The organism is Micromonospora sp. WMMD710, from assembly GCF_029626045.1.
Classification (GTDB): domain Bacteria; phylum Actinomycetota; class Actinomycetes; order Mycobacteriales; family Micromonosporaceae; genus Micromonospora.
In genome coordinates, this window is sequence record NZ_JARUBD010000001.1 from 6,716,308 (window position 1) to 6,732,694 (window position 16,387).

Annotated in this window: 23 protein-coding genes and 1 pseudogene; 8 read left to right on the forward strand and 16 right to left on the reverse strand. The window is 70.9% G+C overall.

Features of this window, described 5'->3' with window-relative positions; genetic code table 11:
- Window positions 1-4: 4 nt before the first annotated feature.
- The 3 genes from O7620_RS31235 to O7620_RS31245 form a co-directional block, all read right to left on the reverse strand.
- A complete protein-coding gene (locus O7620_RS31235) occupies window positions 5-1,105 on the reverse strand; it encodes an AI-2E family transporter (RefSeq protein ID WP_278127232.1) in 1,101 nt (366 codons plus the stop codon).
- 90 nt (window positions 1,106-1,195) lie between these two features.
- Window positions 1,196-1,384 carry a DUF397 domain-containing protein gene (locus O7620_RS31240; RefSeq protein WP_151490934.1) on the reverse strand — a complete coding sequence of 63 codons (189 nt, stop codon included), beginning with the start codon at window positions 1,382-1,384 and terminating at the stop codon, window positions 1,196-1,198.
- Entirely contained in the window at window positions 1,375-2,151 is a 777-nt protein-coding gene (locus O7620_RS31245; protein WP_278126750.1) for a helix-turn-helix transcriptional regulator, read from the reverse strand. Before O7620_RS31245 ends, O7620_RS31240 begins: the two co-directional genes overlap by 10 nt.
- A 112-nt stretch (window positions 2,152-2,263) precedes the next feature.
- On the opposite strand from O7620_RS31245, the gene O7620_RS31250 reads away from it, so the two are divergent.
- Window positions 2,264-2,593 carry a hypothetical protein gene (locus tag O7620_RS31250; RefSeq protein WP_151490945.1) on the forward strand — a complete coding sequence of 110 codons (330 nt, stop codon included), beginning with the start codon at window positions 2,264-2,266 and terminating at the stop codon, window positions 2,591-2,593.
- A gap of 89 nt (window positions 2,594-2,682) precedes the next feature.
- Here O7620_RS31250 and O7620_RS31255 read toward each other — a convergent pair whose 3' ends face one another.
- From O7620_RS31255 to mce, 4 genes are all read right to left on the reverse strand, one after another.
- A complete protein-coding gene (locus O7620_RS31255) occupies window positions 2,683-4,893 on the reverse strand; it encodes a hypothetical protein (RefSeq protein ID WP_278126751.1) in 2,211 nt (736 codons plus the stop codon).
- A gap of 177 nt (window positions 4,894-5,070) precedes the next feature.
- Window positions 5,071-6,333 carry a DivIVA domain-containing protein gene (locus O7620_RS31260; RefSeq protein WP_151490932.1) on the reverse strand — a complete coding sequence of 421 codons (1,263 nt, stop codon included), beginning with the start codon at window positions 6,331-6,333 and terminating at the stop codon, window positions 5,071-5,073.
- Window positions 6,334-6,619: 286 nt separating this feature from the next.
- Entirely contained in the window at window positions 6,620-7,975 is a 1,356-nt protein-coding gene (gene ccrA, locus O7620_RS31265) for a crotonyl-CoA carboxylase/reductase (protein ID WP_151490944.1), read from the reverse strand.
- Window positions 7,976-8,362: 387 nt separating this feature from the next.
- Window positions 8,363-8,836: a methylmalonyl-CoA epimerase gene (mce, locus tag O7620_RS31270; protein WP_278126752.1), complete on the reverse strand. Its 474-nt coding sequence runs from the start codon at window positions 8,834-8,836 to the stop codon at window positions 8,363-8,365.
- A gap of 238 nt (window positions 8,837-9,074) precedes the next feature.
- On the opposite strand from mce, the gene O7620_RS31275 reads away from it, so the two are divergent.
- Window positions 9,075-9,923, forward strand: a complete 849-nt coding sequence (locus O7620_RS31275; RefSeq protein WP_278126753.1) for a tyrosine-type recombinase/integrase — start codon at window positions 9,075-9,077, stop codon at window positions 9,921-9,923.
- Window positions 9,924-9,990: 67 nt separating this feature from the next.
- Here O7620_RS31275 and O7620_RS31280 read toward each other — a convergent pair whose 3' ends face one another.
- The gene (locus tag O7620_RS31280; protein WP_278126754.1) at window positions 9,991-10,320 is read right to left on the reverse strand and encodes a hypothetical protein; all 330 of its coding nucleotides are present in this window, start codon (window positions 10,318-10,320) and stop codon (window positions 9,991-9,993) included.
- 261 nt (window positions 10,321-10,581) lie between these two features.
- The gene (locus tag O7620_RS31285; protein ID WP_278126755.1) at window positions 10,582-10,821 is read right to left on the reverse strand and encodes a winged helix-turn-helix domain-containing protein; all 240 of its coding nucleotides are present in this window, start codon (window positions 10,819-10,821) and stop codon (window positions 10,582-10,584) included.
- Window positions 10,822-10,937: 116 nt separating this feature from the next.
- Between O7620_RS31285 and O7620_RS31290 the strand changes: the two genes are divergently transcribed.
- Window positions 10,938-11,189, forward strand: a complete 252-nt coding sequence (locus tag O7620_RS31290) for a hypothetical protein (RefSeq protein ID WP_278126756.1) — start codon at window positions 10,938-10,940, stop codon at window positions 11,187-11,189.
- A gap of 10 nt (window positions 11,190-11,199) precedes the next feature.
- On the opposite strand, the gene O7620_RS31295 is transcribed toward O7620_RS31290, so the two are convergent.
- Window positions 11,200-11,955, reverse strand: a complete 756-nt coding sequence (locus O7620_RS31295) for a GntR family transcriptional regulator (RefSeq protein ID WP_278126758.1) — start codon at window positions 11,953-11,955, stop codon at window positions 11,200-11,202.
- Between the two features lie 132 nt (window positions 11,956-12,087).
- Between O7620_RS31295 and O7620_RS31300 the strand changes: the two genes are divergently transcribed.
- The 5 genes from O7620_RS31300 (at window position 12,088) to O7620_RS31320 (ending at window position 13,887) form a co-directional block, all read left to right on the forward strand.
- On the forward strand, window positions 12,088-12,252 hold the full coding sequence (locus O7620_RS31300; RefSeq protein WP_278126759.1) for a hypothetical protein: 165 nt from the start codon (window positions 12,088-12,090) through the stop codon (window positions 12,250-12,252).
- Window positions 12,249-12,569: a hypothetical protein gene (locus O7620_RS31305; protein WP_278126761.1), complete on the forward strand. Its 321-nt coding sequence runs from the start codon at window positions 12,249-12,251 to the stop codon at window positions 12,567-12,569. The genes O7620_RS31300 and O7620_RS31305 overlap by 4 nt, the downstream gene beginning before the upstream one ends.
- Before the next feature lie 17 nt (window positions 12,570-12,586).
- The gene (locus O7620_RS31310; RefSeq protein ID WP_278126763.1) at window positions 12,587-12,841 is read left to right on the forward strand and encodes a hypothetical protein; all 255 of its coding nucleotides are present in this window, start codon (window positions 12,587-12,589) and stop codon (window positions 12,839-12,841) included.
- 81 nt (window positions 12,842-12,922) lie between these two features.
- Window positions 12,923-13,348, forward strand: a complete 426-nt coding sequence (locus tag O7620_RS31315) for a hypothetical protein (RefSeq protein ID WP_278126764.1) — start codon at window positions 12,923-12,925, stop codon at window positions 13,346-13,348.
- Window positions 13,349-13,590: 242 nt separating this feature from the next.
- The gene (locus O7620_RS31320; RefSeq protein ID WP_278126766.1) at window positions 13,591-13,887 is read left to right on the forward strand and encodes a hypothetical protein; all 297 of its coding nucleotides are present in this window, start codon (window positions 13,591-13,593) and stop codon (window positions 13,885-13,887) included.
- Window positions 13,888-13,979: 92 nt separating this feature from the next.
- Here O7620_RS31320 and O7620_RS31325 read toward each other — a convergent pair whose 3' ends face one another.
- From O7620_RS31325 to O7620_RS31350, 6 genes and pseudogenes are all read right to left on the reverse strand, one after another.
- Window positions 13,980-14,207, reverse strand: a complete 228-nt coding sequence (locus O7620_RS31325) for a holin (RefSeq protein ID WP_278126768.1) — start codon at window positions 14,205-14,207, stop codon at window positions 13,980-13,982.
- 9 nt (window positions 14,208-14,216) lie between these two features.
- Entirely contained in the window at window positions 14,217-14,447 is a 231-nt protein-coding gene (locus tag O7620_RS31330) for a hypothetical protein (protein WP_278126769.1), read from the reverse strand.
- A complete protein-coding gene (locus O7620_RS31335) occupies window positions 14,444-14,734 on the reverse strand; it encodes a hypothetical protein (protein WP_278126770.1) in 291 nt (96 codons plus the stop codon). Before O7620_RS31335 ends, O7620_RS31330 begins: the two co-directional genes overlap by 4 nt.
- A gap of 6 nt (window positions 14,735-14,740) precedes the next feature.
- Window positions 14,741-15,520, reverse strand: coding sequence for a hypothetical protein (locus O7620_RS31340; RefSeq protein ID WP_278126771.1), 780 nt, complete (start codon window positions 15,518-15,520; stop codon window positions 14,741-14,743).
- 10 nt (window positions 15,521-15,530) lie between these two features.
- Window positions 15,531-15,983, reverse strand: a complete 453-nt coding sequence (locus tag O7620_RS31345) for a hypothetical protein (protein WP_278126773.1) — start codon at window positions 15,981-15,983, stop codon at window positions 15,531-15,533.
- A gap of 13 nt (window positions 15,984-15,996) precedes the next feature.
- Window positions 15,997-16,387: pseudogene (locus O7620_RS31350) on the reverse strand (hypothetical protein); the annotation flags it as partial.

A 16,387-nucleotide genomic window follows, 5' to 3' on the forward strand; every position in this document is an offset into this window, starting at 1 on the left:
CGGGTCAGCGCCGCTCCTGCCGGGGCAGCACCACCTCACGCAGGATCAGTTGCAGCGCGGCCACCGTCGGGATGGCGATCAGCGCACCCACCACGCCCAGCAGGGCCACCCCGAGCAGCGCGGCCAGCAGGGCGGCCACCTCGTTGACCTCCACCGAGCGCCGCATCACCTTCGGGTAGATCAGGTAGTTCTCCACCTGCTGATAGATCAGGAAGAACACCGCGCAGGCGATGCCGGTGGGCAGGTCGGCGGCGAAGCCGACCAGGCTCACGATCACCGCACCGAGGGTGGCGCCGATCTGTGGGATCAGGTCGGTCACCGCGACGACCACGGCCAACGCGAACGGGTACGGCAGCCCGACGATCAACGCGAACACGAAGGTGGTCGCGCCGGCCAGCACCGCGATGCTCAGGGCCCCGACCATGTACGCGCCGACCTTGGTCAGGATCTCGTCGCCGATCAGCTGCACCCGCTCCCGCCGCGAGCGGGGCACCAACGCGTAGCCCAGGGAACGCAGCCGGTTGAAGTACGCCAGGAAGTAGATGGTCAGCACCAGCACGGTCAGTGTCCGGAACACCGTGCCGAAGATCAGTTGGGCCCCGCCGAGCACCCCGCCCAGTGCCCGGCCGATGGTGTCCGCGTTCGCCGCGCCCTGCACCCGCTCCACCACGTCGTACCGCTCCACCAGGTCGTTGACCGTCGGGTTGCGGCGCAACTCCTCAAGCAGGCTGGGGATCTGATCGATGAACTGCCCGGACTGCGTCACGATCGGCGGGACCAACGCCACCACGCCGCCGCAGATCAGCAACACCACGGTCAACGCGACCACCGCGACCGCCAGGCCGTGCGGCACGCGCCACCGGCGCAGCCGCACCACCGCCGGGTTGAGGCCGACCGCGAGGAAGAGCGCGATCACCACCAGCACCAGGATGCCGCCGGCGTTGCGAATCCCCAGATAGAGGGTGTACGCCAGCAGCACGCCCAACGCGCCGGTGAAGCCGATCAGGAAACTGCTGCGCCGCAGCGGACGCCCCGGAGTGCCGAACTTCCCGGACGGGACCGCCGGCGGCTCGTCGGGGTCGATTCCCGGGGCGGGGACCGGCACCGGCGCGGGTGCCTGGGCCGAGGAGGACTCGGGGGTCACGTCCGGGTCGTCGCCGGACGGGTCATGCTGCGGCACCAGGGACCTCCCGGCTCAGGCGGTGGGACGACGGGTGGCGGCCACGAACGCCCGCCACGCGGCCGGCGCGAAGACCAGCACCGTGCCGGACGGGTCCTTGCTGTCCCGCACCCCCACCACCCCGGGCAGGTTGTCCGCCACCTCGACACACTCACCGTTACCGCTACGGCTGGACGTGCGCCAGAGCGCGCCGGTCAGGTCCATGAGGTCACAACTTCCTTCATCAGTTCGATCGACTGGCGGCGGGACAACGCACTGCTTCTGATCATCTCCCAGCGCGCCAGCAGCGTAGCCACCTCATGGTCGCCATCCACGACGAGACCGTCAATCTGGTGCTCCATGTGCCCAACCCAACCACCGTCGGCACCACGGGCCAGGTTGAACGGCCCGGAGAGGCCGACGTGCAGCCCGACGTCGGCCGGAATGACGTGCAGGCTGACGTGTGGTCGCTCCATGCTCGCGACGAGGTGGGTGAGCTGCTCGACCATCAAGCCGCGGACCTCCTCGCCGGACCGCCGCAGCACCAACTCGTCCACCACCGCCACGAACTGCGGCGGATCCGGCTGCATCAGCAGCGACTGGCGGTCCAGGCGGGCGTGGACCCGGCGTTCCACCTCGTCGTCGCTGAGCAGGTCGTCGCAACGGATAACGGCGCGGGCGTAGTTCTCGGTCTGTAGCAGCCCCGGGATCAGCGTGGGTTGGAAACACCGCAGTTGGCGGGCGCTGCGCTCGGCGTCCAGCCACGGACGGAACCAGCTCGGCTGACCGTCCCGCTCCGCGAGCTTGAGCAGGTGGACGAGGAGGCCGTCGGTGGTCAGCACCTCGTCGGCGCGGGCCAGGAACAGCCGGTCCAGGGGTCGTTGGCCCAGCTCCAGTGCCGACACCATCGAGCCGGAATAGTGGACCAGACGGCCGAAATCCTCCTGGCTCATCCCGGCGGCGCAACCGTTTCCAGTCGAGGAGGTACCCATGCCCAGTTCTCGCCGTGCCGGTCGCGCGCTGCCCGTCACCGCGGCGCCCCGGTCGAGATGCACGCCGTCGGGCTCTGGATCGGGTGGCCGGGGCCGTACGCCGGCATCGGGGCTGCCCCAGCCGCGACTTGGGCCGTACCCCGCGTTCCCCCGACCCTGCGGTGCGCGGACGCCGCACACTCCGCTGCGACCCATGTGGCGCTGCCGGGCCGACGGCCGACCCTGGCCCTGTGCGGACGCCCGGCTGCTACTCAAGGCGGAGTTCGACGAAGATCCTGCCGCGCTGACCATCTACCTGGCCGGGCTCTACCACGAGGCAGCACACGACCTGTACCAGCTCAATCCCTACGACGGGCCGACGCCCAGGGAGTTGTTCGAACGTTTCGTGGCGTGGGGGCCGTTCCGCCGCCCGATCATCGATCCACCCCCGCACGTCAGCTAGACCCTGCTGGCTCCGTGCAGATCTTGGACAGTTCCCGTCACGTCCTAACGGAAACTGTCCAAGATCTCGACGCTCGGTGTGGGCGTCCGTCAGTCCTTCTCGATCGTGACCTTGCTGGGCTTGGCACTGCGCTCGTCGGTGGTCGGCTTGCTGGGGCGCTTGCCGTTCTCGCCGGTGCTGGTGATCTTGGTCGGCTTGGCGTCCCGGCCACCCTCGCCCGGAACGGCCGCCACCGTCGGCTCGCCGTCGACCCCGGCGCTGGCCGTGCCACCGTCGACAGTGGTCACCGGCTCGGCCACCGGTCGCGTGGTCGACTGCCCGGAATCGTCGGCGCTGGCGTTCACCGGCTGCGCAACGCCGTCGGGCGCGACCTTGCGACCACCGGCCGCACCGTCGCCGCCGGCCGGGCCGTTCCCGCCGCCGGCCGCAACGGTCGCGGTCTTGGTCGGTCCGTCGGTACCGGCGTCGTCGGCCGGGCCGTTCCCGCCGCTGGTCGCCACGGTCGCGGGTACGGCGGAAGCCTCGCCGGTCGCCGGCGCGTCGTCGGGGCGATCGCCCGCCGCCGGCGCGGTCGGGCCGTCGGTCGGGCCGGTGGTGCTGTGCAGCCGCACTTCGGCCATCCGCCGCTCGATCTCGTCCGACTCCTGCCGGGCCCTCCACGTCTCCTGCCGCAGGTCAGCGAGTTGCTGCTGGGCCTGCGCGATCTCCAACATCACCTGGGCGAGCTGCTGCCGGCCGGCCGCCGACTCCTGCTGGGTGGCCGCCAGGTGCTGCTGCGTGGTGGCGAGGTGCTGCTGGGTGGTGGCCGCGTACTCCTCGAACTGGCGACGCGACGCCGCGACGTGCTCGTCGGCCTTGCGGCGCTTGTCGCCCGCCTCGGCCTCGGCCCGGCTCAGCAGCTCGGCGGCCTCCGACTCGGCGCGCTCGCGCAGGGCCGACGCGTCCCGCTCGGCCGCCAGGCGGATCGCCTCGGCACCCTGCTCGATCTCGTTCTTGCGGCCGGTGTACTCGGTCTCCAGCGTCTCCTTGCGGGTCGAGTACTCGGTCTCCAGCTCGTCGCGGCGGGCGGTGAAGCTCGACTCCAACTCCTGCTGGCGGCCGGTGAAGGTGCTCTCCAGCTCCTGCTGACGGCTGGTGAACCCGGCCTCCAGCTCCTGCTGACGGGAGGCGTGCTGCTTGTCCAGCTCGTCGCGGCGCTTCGCGTACTCCTGCTCGGCCGTGGACCGCCGCTGGGCCAGCTCCCGGTCGGCCGCCTCCCGCCGGGAGTTGACCTCCTGCTCCACCCCGGCGCGCCAGGCGCCCAGCTCCTGCTGGGTCTGCGCGCGGGCGTGCTTGACGTACGCCTCGGTCTCGGTGCGCATCCGCTGGACGTACGCCTCGGTCTCGGCCCGGTTGCGTTTGGCCGACTCGGTGGCCTGCGTGGTCAGCCGCTCCGCCTCCTGCTGCGCCTTGGCCCGGGTGGCCCGGCCGGCCATCGACGCGTCGTCGATGATCTGCTTGGCCTCCTGCTGCGCCTTGGCGTGGGTGGCCCGGCCCGCCTCGGTCGCGGTGTCGGTGAGCCGCTTTGCCTCCTGCTGCGCCTTGGCGTGCACCTCCTTGGCGGCCTCGCGTAGCTCGCTGGCCTCCTGCCGGGCGGTGGTCAGCGCCTCGCGGGCCGCCTCGCGCAGCTTGGTGGACTCCTGCTGAGCCCGAGTGTGGATCTCCTTGGCGGTGTCCCGCAGTTGGGTGGCCTCCTGCTGGGCCTTCGCCAACGCGTCCTGTGCCGCCTTGCGCAGCTTCGCCGACTCATCCTTCGCCGCCTGAAGCGTCGCCTCCGCCTCGGCACGCCGGGAGGCGCTGTGCCGCTCCTCCTCCGCGCGCCGCGCGGCGAGGGCGATCTCGAAGTCCTTCAGTGCCCGCCCGGCCTGCTCCCGGGCCTCCTCGATGATGTGCTCGGCAGCGGCACGACGGGCCTCGATCTCCTCGTTGGCCGCCGACAGGATCTGCTCGGCCTGCTCCTCGGCGAGGGTGAGGATCGACTCGACCCGGGGGCCCAGGTGTCGGAACGACGCCCGGTCCACCACATTCATCTGCTTGCGTACCTGGGTGAGGTCGCGCTGCAGCACCTCGACCTGGCCGGCGAGTTTGTGGATCTGTGTGTAGGCCTGTTCCCGTTCGGCGGCGAGGGTCGCGATCTCGTGCTCGGCACGCGCGACGTACCGGTCGACCTGTTTCTTTTCGTACCCCCGCAGAGCGGACTCGAAGCTGGGCTCCGTCGTCACGTCCCCGCCGAGCGCGAACAGTTCCTCGCCGTGCGACATGCCCCCATCCTCACACGCATCGGCTCCGGCTGGGGCGATACGGACGCCCCTTGTGGGACCTACTTCACTCCATTCGCGGCACTGCGTGCCACGGGCTGGGAAACGCATACGGCGCGAGGTCACACCGGTTACCCGGTGTCACCTCGCGCCGTCGATGCCCCGACCTGACGCCTGGCGTCAGCCGGCGGTCTCCGCGGTCACCCGCTCCTGACCACCGTCGGTCTTCTTGGCCTCCGGCTTGGCCGCCGGAGCTGCCGACGCCGGCACCCCGGGGACGATCCCGGCGAGCCCGGAGAGCATCTGGCCGAGCTGCGAGGTGACCGCGTCCTTCTGCCGGGTGAGGTCCTCGACCTCGCGGCGGGCGGCCTGCGTGGTCAGCTCCGCCTCGGTGCGGGCCTCGGTGAGCAGGCGCTGCGACTCGGCCTTGGCCTCGTTGAGCGTCTTCTCGGACAGGGCCTTGGCCTTGTCCACCGTCTCGGCGGCGTTGCGCTCCGACTCGACCCGGCGGGCCTCGGCGCGCTGCTCGATCTCCTTGGCCCGCTCCTGCGCAGCCCGCGCCCGCTGCTCAGCCTCGCTGACCAGCTTCTGGGTCTGCGCGACCTGGGCGGCGTGCCGCTCGGACTCCTCGCGCTCCGCCTTCTCCCGCCGCTCGGCCAACTGGAGCTCCAGAGCCTGCAGATCCTTGTCGCGCTTGTCCCGCGCGTCGGTGAGCAGCTTGGTCGCCTCGGCGCGCTTCTCCTCGGCCTCGCGGGCCGCCTTGGCCCGCTGCTGGGTGATCTCCCGCTCGGCGGTGGCGCGCAGGGTGGCCACCTCCCGCTCCACGGTCGACTTCAGCTCGGCCACCTCGTGCGCGGTGACCGTGCGCAGTTGCTTGGTCTCGCGGTCGGCGTCCGCGCGCAGCGTGTCGGCCTCGCGGCGGGCCTGCACCCGGACCTCGGCGGCCTCGCGCTCGGCGGCGGTACGCAGGTTGCCGGCCTCGCGCTCGGCGCTCGCCTTCATCGCGGCGGCCTCGGCGCGGGCCTTGTCGGTGATCTCACGGGCCTCGAGGCGGGCGGCGGAGAGGATGCCCTCCGACTCGCGCTTGGCCTCGTTGCGGTGGTCGTTGGCCTGCTCCTCGGCGAGCCGGAGGATCTGCTCGACGCGGGTGCCGAGCCCGGAAAGGGTGGGCCGGCTGTTCTCTTCGAGCTGCTTGTTGGTGTCGGCGAGCTTCTGCTCCAGCGCACTCATGCGCTGCTCGGCCTGGCGGAGCCGACGCTGGGCGTCGTTCATCCGCTGCTCGGCCTCGGCACGGGCCTGCTCGGACTGGGTCAGCGCGGCGGTCATCCGGCCGAGGAAGTCATCGACCTGGTGAGTGTTGTATCCGCGCAGGCCAACGGTGAAATCTGGCTGCGAGTTCGCGTTATCGAAGAACGCGAGAGGGGAGGACTGCTGCTGGGGCATTGGGACATACTGGCAGACGCCCCAGGGTGCTTCGCAAGAGCGGTGCGCAGCTTTCGTGTCCTCTTTACATGGTCAACTCCCGCGCTCGGCGATGCCGGACCAATCGCCGATCTTGGCAGGTCCCGGGCGGGTCGGACGCCACGCAGCGTGACATGGAAAAGGGCCACGGGGATGTCCCGTGGCCCTTTGTTCGATCCCGAGCGGCGTTGCGCAAATGAGGGTGGAAGAACAATGGCCGATCACCGCATTGGCCATCCGGTGCTCATCCGTCCGGCCGGTGGCCCGGTCAGTGCCCCCGGAACCGGTTGATCGCGTCCTCGTGTCGGGCCCGCAGCTCCCCGTCGCGAACGCCCAGCCCGTCGGTGGGGGCGAGGCAACGCACCCCGACCTTGCCCTGGTGGGCGTTGCGGTGCACCTCGTACGCCGCCTGGCCGGTCTGCTCCAACGGGTACGTGCGCGACACCGTCGGGTGCACCTTGCCGAGCGCGACCAGCCGGTTGGCCTGCCACGCCTCGTGGTAGTTGGCGAAGTGGCTGCCGACGATCCGCTTGAGGTGCATCCACAGGTAGCGGTTGTCGTACTGGTGCTGGAAGCCGCTGGTGGACGCGCAGGTGACGATGGTGCCGCCGCGCCGGGCGACGTAGACGCTCGCGCCGAACGTCTCCCGGCCCGGGTGCTCGAAGACGATGTCCGGGTCTTCGCCGCCGGTCAGCTCGCGGATCCGTTCGCCGAGGCGCCGCCACTCGTCCGGGTCCTGGGTCTCCTCGTCCTTCCAGAACCGAAAACCTTCCGCGGCCCGGTCGATGACCAGCTCCGCGCCCATCCGGCGGCACAGCTCGGCCTTCTCCGGCGAGGAGACGACGCAGACCGGGATCGCGCCGCCGTTGAGTGCCATCTGGGTGGCGTACCCGCCGAGGCCGCCGGACGCGCCCCAGATCAGCACCACGTCGCCCTGCTTCATGTTGGCGCCGTGGTGCGAGACGAGCTGGCGGTACGCGGTCGAGTTGACCAACCCCGGGCTCGCCGCCTCCTCCCAGCTCAGGTGGCGCGGCTTGGGCATCAGCTGGTTGGCCTTGACCACGGCCAGCTCGGCCAGGCCGCCGAAGTTGGTCTCGAAGCCCCAGATCCGCTGCTGCGGGTCGAGCATGGTGTCGTCGTGCCCGGCCGCGTCCTCCAACTCGACGGAGAGACAGTGCGCGACGACCTCGTCGCCGGCCGCCCACCGGGTGACCCCGGGGCCGGTGCGCAGCACCACGCCGGCGGCGTCCGAGCCGACCACGTGGTACGGCAGGTCGTGCCGGCGGGTCAGCTCGGAGATCCGCCCGTAGCGCCGGAGGAACGTGAAGGTGGACACCGGCTCGAAGATGCTGGTCCACACCGTGTTGTAGTTGATCGCGCTCGCCATCACGGCGATCAGCGCCTCGCCCGGCCCGAGTTCCGGGGTCGGCACCTCCTGCACGTGCAACGCCTTGCGGGGGTCCTTGTCCCGGGTGGCCATGCCGTCGAACATCCGCGACTCCTCGGCGCGGACGACCACACCCCGGTAGCTCTCCGGTACCGGCAGCCCGGCGACGCCGGCCAGCTCGCGGTCCGGATCGTTCGATTCCTCCGCCGCCATGATCGCTTCGAGGATGTCCTGCACGGTGACCTCCGGTTCGTCCGCACCCGTACGGGCCCGGGTGCTGCCATCGTCGGCGCCGGTGGGCACGACCGCCATGTCGGCATTCGACACTTCCGGCACCGGTCGCGCTCCTGTGGGCCGGGACGTTACTGAACGGTAGCTAAAGCCGGAAGTCCTCTGTGAAAAACTGCATCCGCCGATGCGTGAAGGTGTCCAGGCACCCCGCCAACCGCGCACTGACGTGCGCCGGACGCCGCCGGGTGGCCGCAACGTCAGGGATGTAGTGGCCTCACGGCGGGCGGAGACCACCACATCCCGGATGTTGTGCGGATCTTGGACGGCAGGGCGGTGGGGTGGCGGGGTGGCAGGGCGTCGCCCGGCAAGGCGGCGGCCGGGGCGGGGGGTGGGTCAGTGGTCGGCGGCGGGCTCGACCAGCTCGATCAGCACGCCGCCGGCGTCCTTCGGGTGCACAAAGTTGATCCGGCTGTCGGCGGTGCCGCGTCGCGGCTCGTCGTAGAGCAGTCGTACCCCGCGCTCGCGCAGTGCCGCGCAGGCCGCGTCGATGTCCGCCACGGTGTACGCGACCTGCTGCACGCCCGGCCCGTTGCGGTCGAGGAACTTCGCGATCGTCGACTCGGGGGTGAGCGGGGCGAGCAACTGCACGCAGCCACCCTCGGTGGTCGGCCCGACGGCCAGCATCGCTTCCCGGACGCCCTGCTCGGCGTTGGTCTCGACGTGTACGCAACGCATCCCGAACGTCCGCTGGTAGAAGTCGATCGCGGCGTCCAGGTCGGCCACGGCGATCCCGACGTGGTCAATCTTGCGAAGCCCGATGTCTGTGACGTAGTCCGCACCGGGCTCGGCGGGGGAGTTCTCAGCCATGGCGCTAGTCTGACCGAACAATCGTTCGGCTGACTCACCCGTCCGGGCCACGTCCCCGACGCGCACCGAACCCTCCCGGCCGAAGAGCCGACCCAGCCGCAACAGCATCCGCCCGGTATCCCCCGTGCCGCCGACCAGGCGCCGGCCCTCGCCGATCCACCGGCCCGCCGGCCGATAGCCGCACCCCGCCGCACCGGCACACCATCGACACCCTGTCGTCGTCCGGGGGGACCACCACATGATCATGATCACAGCCGCTCGCGCGCCGCACTCGCACGAGATGCTTGACGCGTTCGTCCGGCATCTGCGCGATCTCAGCCGCGCGACCACCACGATCGAGACGTACAGCGACCTGCTCTGCCGGCTGGACCGCACCCTGCCCGAGGGCCTGGCCTACGCGTGCACCGACGAGCTGCGCGAGCAGATCTACGCCGGCGACCGAAAGCCGGCCACCACGGCGCTCTACCGGGCCGCCGCTGTCGCCTTTTACAGCTGGGCGACCCGGGACTCCGATCCGTGGCTGGACTACAACCCGGCCCAGCACCTGCCCGCCGCCAACGTTCGGGCCCGCGCACCCCGGCCCGTCACTCACCAGCAGCTCGGCGACATCCTCCTCCGGGCGCGAGAGCCGTACCGCACGTGGTACCTGATGGCCTCGGGCCAAGGCATGCGGTGCATCGAGATCTCGCGCGTGGACCGCGAGGACATCACCGAGACGGACACCTGGATCTACGGCAAGGGCGGCCGGGAGCGGATCGTGCCCACCCACCCCGCGGTGTGGGCCTCCGTCGTCGACCTACCTCGAGGACCGATCGCCCGGACTCCAGACGGGTCAGCCCGGGCGGATCGCCGGCAGGTCCGAGAGCGGGCGAACTTCTACCTGCAGTCCCGACTGCGCCACCGTGGTGTCACCATGCACCGGTTGCGCCACTGGTACGGCACGTACGTCCACCAGGCGGCCGGTGGCGACATCCGGGTGGTGCAGGAGCTGCTCGGCCACGCCAGCCCGACGACGACGCAGGTCTACGTGGCGGTCGCCGGCGGGGCCAAGCGGGCCGCGGTGACCGCGCTCCCGCTGCCGATCTGAGCGGATAACGCCGGCGCCCGGGTTCATCCTCCCCTGCATGGATGATCCCGGGCGCTGCTGTGTCGGGCTAGCGGATCCGGCGCGGCCGGCGCAGCTGCTGGCGCATCACCTCCGGCGGCACCACGTGGCGACTCGCCGACTCGGCGGCCCGCACCGGGTCAGTCGCCGCCTCCACGCGCGGACGCCGGTCATGAGGCAACAGCGCGCGACTGGCGACCACCACAACATCAGCCCGGCCGGAGCGCATCATCCGCAGCGCATCGTCCCACGTACGGACAACGCCGCCGAAGACGTACCCGCAGGCCTCCACACGCTCGATGCAGGGCGTGGCGGCAGCGGAGAAAGCCTCTGGGGTGGCGAGGGATGCGGGCACGAACACAACAGCATGGTCGGGCATACGGGGCTCCCTTGGTGATGGTGATCATCGGGGGAGGACCATCAGACAACGTCCCGTGGACGAGACGGGAGGGCCGACCGGTGGAGTCTCGACGGCCCAACCGGCCCAGGGCCAATCGGTCAGCGGAGATGTGGATCATCGTTGTGATATGAGCGACCGACCGTGACGGGGCCGACGTATCACCGAATTAATTCCGATTACCGTGCGTAATCGTGAGATTGATGCCTGTAGTCACGCGCGCGGGCGGGCCGCTGCCCGATATCACTGGACGCGCCACGAGTCGCGATCCTCCACAAACACCCCCGCACCCGGCACTCCGTACGTCAGGCGGCGCTGACGTAGCACGATGTGCGCCTTCTGGATCGTGGGGACGGACACCGAGTAGAGCAGGGCCAGCTCGCGCATGCTCGGCAGTGAGGTGTGTGGCGGGTACTCACCGGCGGCGATGCGAGCTGCGAGGTCGTCAGCAATCTGCTCGTACGTCAGCCGGCGGGCGGGCATCGGATCGTGATCTCCGTGGGTTGGGCCCAGGGATCACACCATGTGCGAATCGCCGCATCAACGGCCTGCTTGCCCTAGATATCTAGCCTTTCTAGGGTGCAGAGAGTTGCTGACTGATGATCGAGAGTGCGGGGGAGTCGAGTGCGGGGTTCCGCCAGATCGTCGCCGTGCAGCTCGCGCTGGCGACCATCCTGGCCGGACTGCTCCTCATGGCGATCGGCGCCGCAGCGCCGCAGCTGCAGCCGCCGCCGACGTCGCCGGCACGGACGTGGCGGCCGGCCACCGAGTTGGAGCGGCGTGAGTACGAGCGGCAGCGGCTCCTCGAGGAGATGGACCGGCTGTATGGGAGCCCGCCCCCGACGCACTGACCCTGGCGCCTCAGCCGAGCGGCATCCGGTCGTAGACGCGAGCGACCCGGCGTGCGTCGGCAACGGACCGCAGGAGCTCCACTGGACGGCCGGCGCGATCCCGGGTTGTCCGCCAGGTCTCCAGCACCATGCCCGCGTCCGGCAGATCCAGCTGCTCCTGCTCGTCCGTGGTCGGGCCACGACCGGCGACCTCTTCCGTCGCAGTGGCCAGCTCTATGCCCGCGGCGGTCAGCGCGGCGTAGAGACCGCCTACGACCTTGGCGCTGTGCTCCAGCGCGGTGCCGGCGGCGACGTCCACCGGGATCCAGGAATCCTGCAACTGCGCCAGGTCGTCACCGGCGTGCATCAGCCGCCGGCGGTGCACCACCTCGGCGTCGGGCGGCAGCTCCAGGCGCCGCGCCACGTCCGCCGGCGCCGGCTCCCGGCCGACACCCGTCACTTCCACCCGCGACGGCACGCCCTGCTCCGCGCAGGCGGTTTCCCACGGGCCCAGCTCCCGGCCCGGGCGGCTCGGGTCGACCGCGCCGGCGTAGTGAGTGAGGGTCACCCGCACCGGCGGCCGCGCGACGATCGTGCCCTGGCTGGTCGCCGTGGTTACGAGGCCGGCGGTCTTGAGCGCGGCGAGCGCCCGGCGCACCGTCTCGCGGGACACGTCGTACTCCGCGGCGAGAGCCTGCTCCGTCGGCAGCCGGTCGCCTGGCTGGTGGGTGCCGGCCTCGATCGCGCTGCGCAGCGCGGCGGCGATCTCGCGGTAGCCCATGGGCATCAGGTCTGCCTCCCGTCCCGAGCGGTCGATCAGTCACCAGTATGCGTACGCAGAAGCTTGACGGACACCCCGGATCGTGCGCACACTCAGGGTAGAGGTTTGCGTACGCAAACCACCGTTGAGGGGACGTCGATGTGGCGCAACCTGATCAACCGATTCACCCGCCGGTGGCCCCGCTGCGAGCCCTCCGCCGGCCGGACCTGGGAAGCCGCCGACCGGCAGGCCGCGCAGCAGCGGCTACGCGACCTGGCGGCGCGGCGGCGGGCCGCGCATCTCTACGACGGGCCGTCGGCATGATGGCCGAAACGCCGTCCAGCGTCCGCGCCGCCTCCGAGGCCCGCTACCAGCAGGCCATCCGCGAGCTGGACGCGCTGGAGGCCCGCCTGGCCGACGAGCACGTGCCCCGCCGGCCGGAGTGGGAGTGCCAGACCTGCGACGAGCCCGGCACGCCCTGGCCGTGCGCGCCGGCTCAGGTGCGTCTCTTGGAGGCGTACCGCCGTGACCGGATCGGACTGTCGATGCACGTCGGCGCCCTGTACCACATCGCCGCGGCGGAGCGGCCCGGCGACGACCTGGACGAGCTGTACGACCGGATCGTCGGCTGGATCCGATAATCCCCACACCCGGCACCGTGGTCCATGTCGGCGAAGCGTGCAGCGTGCAGTTCGCCGACAGTCGCGCACTGCGGGTCCGGGTGATCAGCGTCGACGACCGGCCCACCTACCCGGGCTGGATCTGGCTCACCGGGTACGTCCTCGGACCCACCGGCGATGCCCTGGAGAAACGCGAGCTGTACGTCCAGCACGCCGGGCTCCGTGAGGTCGCCGCGCCCCGCGCCACTGTCACGGCGCCGGCGCGGCGGGCCCGGCCGCGTACGCGCACCTGATCCGCCCCAGATTGGACGGCCCCGGGAACGGCGACGCAACCGCCGCCCCAGGGCCTTGATCAGACACGGGAGGTCTGACCCATGCACCATCCTCACCGAACACGCCGCACCGTCAAGGCCCTGGCGTTCGTCCTCGCGATCGCCGCGGCGCTCGCCTGCGAGGGCGAAGGCGGCGTGAAGAGCGATCGGCCTGCCGGCGACCGCGCCGTCGACCCGAAAGCTCAGCGCACCGTTACCATCCGCATCACCGAGGCCACCGGCCCCTACGACGTGTACGTACGGGCTGCGAAGGCCGGCGAGGCGCGAGGCGACCACACCCGCGACAAGATCGCGGGCGGTGAGTACAAGCAGACACTGGACTACACGTCGGGGCTGAAGATCGAGATCACCATTACCGCGACCGGCCACCGCACCGACATGTTCCGCTGCGAGATCGCCGACGGCGAGAAACGCGCCCGGGAGCGCGGCGCAGGTCAGGTGCAGTGCAAACTCACGACCTCGCGGTGACCCGGCGCGTCAACCACGCCCAGGCTCGGCGGACCCGCTGACGCCAACCGAGCGCCAGAACGTGCTCCGGGGGATTCAGTCGCCAGCCACCAGCAGTCATACAGGCAGTATGGCATCCAACACGCACCGCGAAAACGCCCCCGCTCACCGAAGTGAGCGGGGGCGCTGCCGTTCCTAGCCGACACGCGAGTCCGGTCGCGTACCTGACAGCCCGAGTTGACTCCACTGCGTACGGTGCGGCGATGACCCGAACTCCCATCATGATCGGTGCCGCCGTGGTCGTCCTCGGTGCTGGGATCGCCGGCACCGTCCTCTACCTCGACCAGACCGGACCGGCGGACCAGCCCGTCACCACCTCGACGGCCGCCGCCGACCCATACGATGCCTATCTGAAGATCGCCCCCGCCGGGGCACCCAAGCTCAGCCGGGAAGATGCACAAGCCCGAGCGGTCCTGGGATGCGGGCAGGCATGGGCGCCGGGCACCGTGGACGCCGCGCTCGCCGAGGCGTACGCGGCTCTGTGCCAGCGGAGCCGATGAGCGGCACCCACAAGGCAGAGGCCAACGACAGCGCCCCGACCCCGCCTCTGAGGCGGTCGGGGCGCTGTCGTTCGTACCAGGCGGATCCGATGCTACTGCTCGCCTCCGACGAGGCTCGGCGAGTCGGGCTCGCCCGCGCCGGCCGACACGATCGACGTGAGCACCGACAGCAGCGCGGCGCCGGCCGCGACGCCGCCGGCGAGCGGGAAGTCAGCGTGCAACACGTTGAACCCGTCGAGGGCCCACAGGCCCAGCAGGGCCTGCGCGGCGGACTTACCGGCGCGCTCGACGGTGGCCTTCCAGAACGTGCGGGTGAACATTGAGCCTCCTCATGGGCAGCCGAAGTCGGCCCGCAGGCGGGCGATGTCTTCGGCGATCTTCCGGCCCGCCGGCGTCTGCGGCGGGGTCACCTCGTACGCGTCGTCCAAGGTCGTGACGACGCCGCACCACTTGCGTTCCGACTCGCGCGCGGACGCGTTCGTGTACGCGATCGACGCGAGCCCGGCGCCGAGCGCGGCGACCAGGGCGACGATCAGGGTCTGCCAGCCGCGGAACGTCATGGTTCAGCCGCCCCGGACGGCGTTGGCGATGGAGATGATGACGGTGGCGGCGGCGAGTCCGGCGCCGGAGACGGCGATGGACCGGACGCTGTCGTAGTACCGCCACTGCTGCGCAGCGACAACAGGCCCACCCCGGCCGGGATCCCGAGCACCGACACGAACGTGACCAGCAGCGCCTCGGACGCCTGCCCCGGCGGCACGAGCACGGTCTGATGGACGATCCCCCCGAGTCCCACCAGGATGCACCCGAGATCCAGTGCGATCCTGATGACGCGTTCGATCTTCACGCACGGTCACGACGCCGGATCGTCGCCGGCGACCAGGCGCGCGGCCAGCTCGTCGACGACCTGTTCGGCGGTCAGCTCGCCCGTGCCAGCGCGGCGGACCAGCTCGACCAGGGCGGCGTCACGCTCCGACTCGACGGCGGCCACCTGGTCGATGCGGTCGAGAATCGCCTTGGTGTCGAGGCCCTTCGCCGCGGCGAGCACAGCGGCGAGGGTGGCGTCGGTGCGCTTCTGCCACGCCTCGTCGCGGATGCGCCACTTCACCGGCTCCACGGACGGGTCGCCGACACCCCACGCCTCAATGATGCTGCTGGCCTTCGCAGTCATGTCGTCCTCCGTGCTGCTGGTTGAAGATGTCCTTGCGGCCACGGCGGGCCACGGGCCGGCGTTCTCATCGTCGGCCGCCCACCCCGAGGCGTGGACGTGGCCGGTGTGCTGGTCGGCACCGGTGTACTTCGTCTTGCGCCACCCGTTGGACCGAGACCAGATGTAGCCGTTCCAGATGACGTAGTAGAGCCGGGCTCGGGCCTTCGGGTCGGCGACCAGCCGGGCCACCAGGGCGTCGGCGTCGGCCTTGGTGAACTTCGGGCCGAGCATGATGTCGATGGCGCGGTGCTCCGGCCGGTTGTCGGCGTCCTCCAGCTCGGGCCGGCTGCCGGGGGTGTCGTCCTCGTTGTGCCCGGACGCGCTGGCCTTGTGTGCCGCGTCGCCGATGCCGTACACGACGACGCCGGGCCACTGGCGTTTGACGTCGTCGGTCAGCGCCTGCATGTTCGCTGCACGGGTCACGATGCCTCCCTCAGGACTCGATCAGCCAGGCTGCGAGGCGGCAGTTGGCGAGCAGGTTGAAGGTGCTGCCGCTGGTTTGGTGTGCGAATAGTTGGAGGGTGTCGCCGGCGGCGGCGACGTGCGTGTCGGTGAGGGTGACGTGTGTGTTGTCGCCGGACACCGCTGGCCGGGAGTCGATGTACGGGTAGGTGGAGGTGGCGTTGACGTCGATGAGTAGCCGCCGTAGGCCGGTGGCGTTGGAGGTGAACGCGCCGAACGCCGCGAAGGCCCACAGGCCGGCGACGGGCAGGGTGATCACGGTCGACGAGGGTGCGAACATGGCCGCGTTGTCCCAGTCCTCGGTGTCGAAGGTGACGCCCGTGATGGTGCCGGACGTCAACGACAGGGTGGTCGAGCGGCGGGCTCGCACGCTGCGGGTGTTCAGCCGGGCGGGGGTCAGATAGTCGCCGGTATGGACAGACATCGGGGGTCCTCTCCTACAGCGCCGCTACTGCGGGTTGCCACACGTTCACTTCAGTGCCGGCGGGCCATGCTCGCTGTGCCCCGTTGACACCGCGGGCGGAGATGGCGGCGGTCTGCGGGCTGGTCGTGCCGGAGATCCCGGACAGCGTGAGGCGTTCCCCGCCCACCCGGACGTCGAGCGGGAAGCTCGACGGGTCGGTCGTCCATACGCCGTTGGCGGCGGTCGAGGTCAGCAGGAAGCTCATGCCCGACGAGGACAGGCCACCGGTGCCGAGCGTCGACCCGTCGGCCGGGGCGCGTTGCTCGCCGTCGGCCTCGGCGACGTCCCACGGCTGCGCTGGCGCACCCGTGAAGGTCATCTGCCACAGCCACTCGTCGACCGTCTCGGTGTATCCGGTCACGAGC

Excerpts from the sequence above, each read along its gene's own strand:
- O7620_RS31240 (WP_151490934.1), bottom strand. The coding sequence starts at position 1,384 with ATGGACCTGACCGGCGCGCTCTGGCGCACGTCCAGCCGTAGCGGTAAC.
- O7620_RS31245 (WP_278126750.1), bottom strand. The coding sequence starts at position 2,151 with ATGGGTACCTCCTCGACTGGAAACGGTTGCGCCGCCGGGATGAGCCAG.
- O7620_RS31255 (WP_278126751.1), bottom strand. The coding sequence starts at position 4,893 with ATGTCGCACGGCGAGGAACTGTTCGCGCTCGGCGGGGACGTGACGACG.
- O7620_RS31260 (WP_151490932.1), bottom strand. The coding sequence starts at position 6,333 with ATGCCCCAGCAGCAGTCCTCCCCTCTCGCGTTCTTCGATAACGCGAAC.
- mce (WP_278126752.1), bottom strand. The coding sequence starts at position 8,836 with ATGGCTGAGAACTCCCCCGCCGAGCCCGGTGCGGACTACGTCACAGAC.
- O7620_RS31275 (WP_278126753.1), top strand. The coding sequence starts at position 9,075 with ATGATCATGATCACAGCCGCTCGCGCGCCGCACTCGCACGAGATGCTT.
- O7620_RS31280 (WP_278126754.1), bottom strand. The coding sequence starts at position 10,320 with ATGCCCGACCATGCTGTTGTGTTCGTGCCCGCATCCCTCGCCACCCCA.
- O7620_RS31285 (WP_278126755.1), bottom strand. The coding sequence starts at position 10,821 with ATGCCCGCCCGCCGGCTGACGTACGAGCAGATTGCTGACGACCTCGCA.
- O7620_RS31290 (WP_278126756.1), top strand. The coding sequence starts at position 10,938 with ATGATCGAGAGTGCGGGGGAGTCGAGTGCGGGGTTCCGCCAGATCGTC.
- O7620_RS31295 (WP_278126758.1), bottom strand. The coding sequence starts at position 11,955 with ATGCCCATGGGCTACCGCGAGATCGCCGCCGCGCTGCGCAGCGCGATC.
- O7620_RS31300 (WP_278126759.1), top strand. The coding sequence starts at position 12,088 with ATGTGGCGCAACCTGATCAACCGATTCACCCGCCGGTGGCCCCGCTGC.
- O7620_RS31305 (WP_278126761.1), top strand. The coding sequence starts at position 12,249 with ATGATGGCCGAAACGCCGTCCAGCGTCCGCGCCGCCTCCGAGGCCCGC.
- O7620_RS31315 (WP_278126764.1), top strand. The coding sequence starts at position 12,923 with ATGCACCATCCTCACCGAACACGCCGCACCGTCAAGGCCCTGGCGTTC.
- O7620_RS31320 (WP_278126766.1), top strand. The coding sequence starts at position 13,591 with ATGACCCGAACTCCCATCATGATCGGTGCCGCCGTGGTCGTCCTCGGT.
- O7620_RS31325 (WP_278126768.1), bottom strand. The coding sequence starts at position 14,207 with ATGTTCACCCGCACGTTCTGGAAGGCCACCGTCGAGCGCGCCGGTAAG.
- O7620_RS31330 (WP_278126769.1), bottom strand. The coding sequence starts at position 14,447 with ATGACGTTCCGCGGCTGGCAGACCCTGATCGTCGCCCTGGTCGCCGCG.
- O7620_RS31345 (WP_278126773.1), bottom strand. The coding sequence starts at position 15,983 with ATGTCTGTCCATACCGGCGACTATCTGACCCCCGCCCGGCTGAACACC.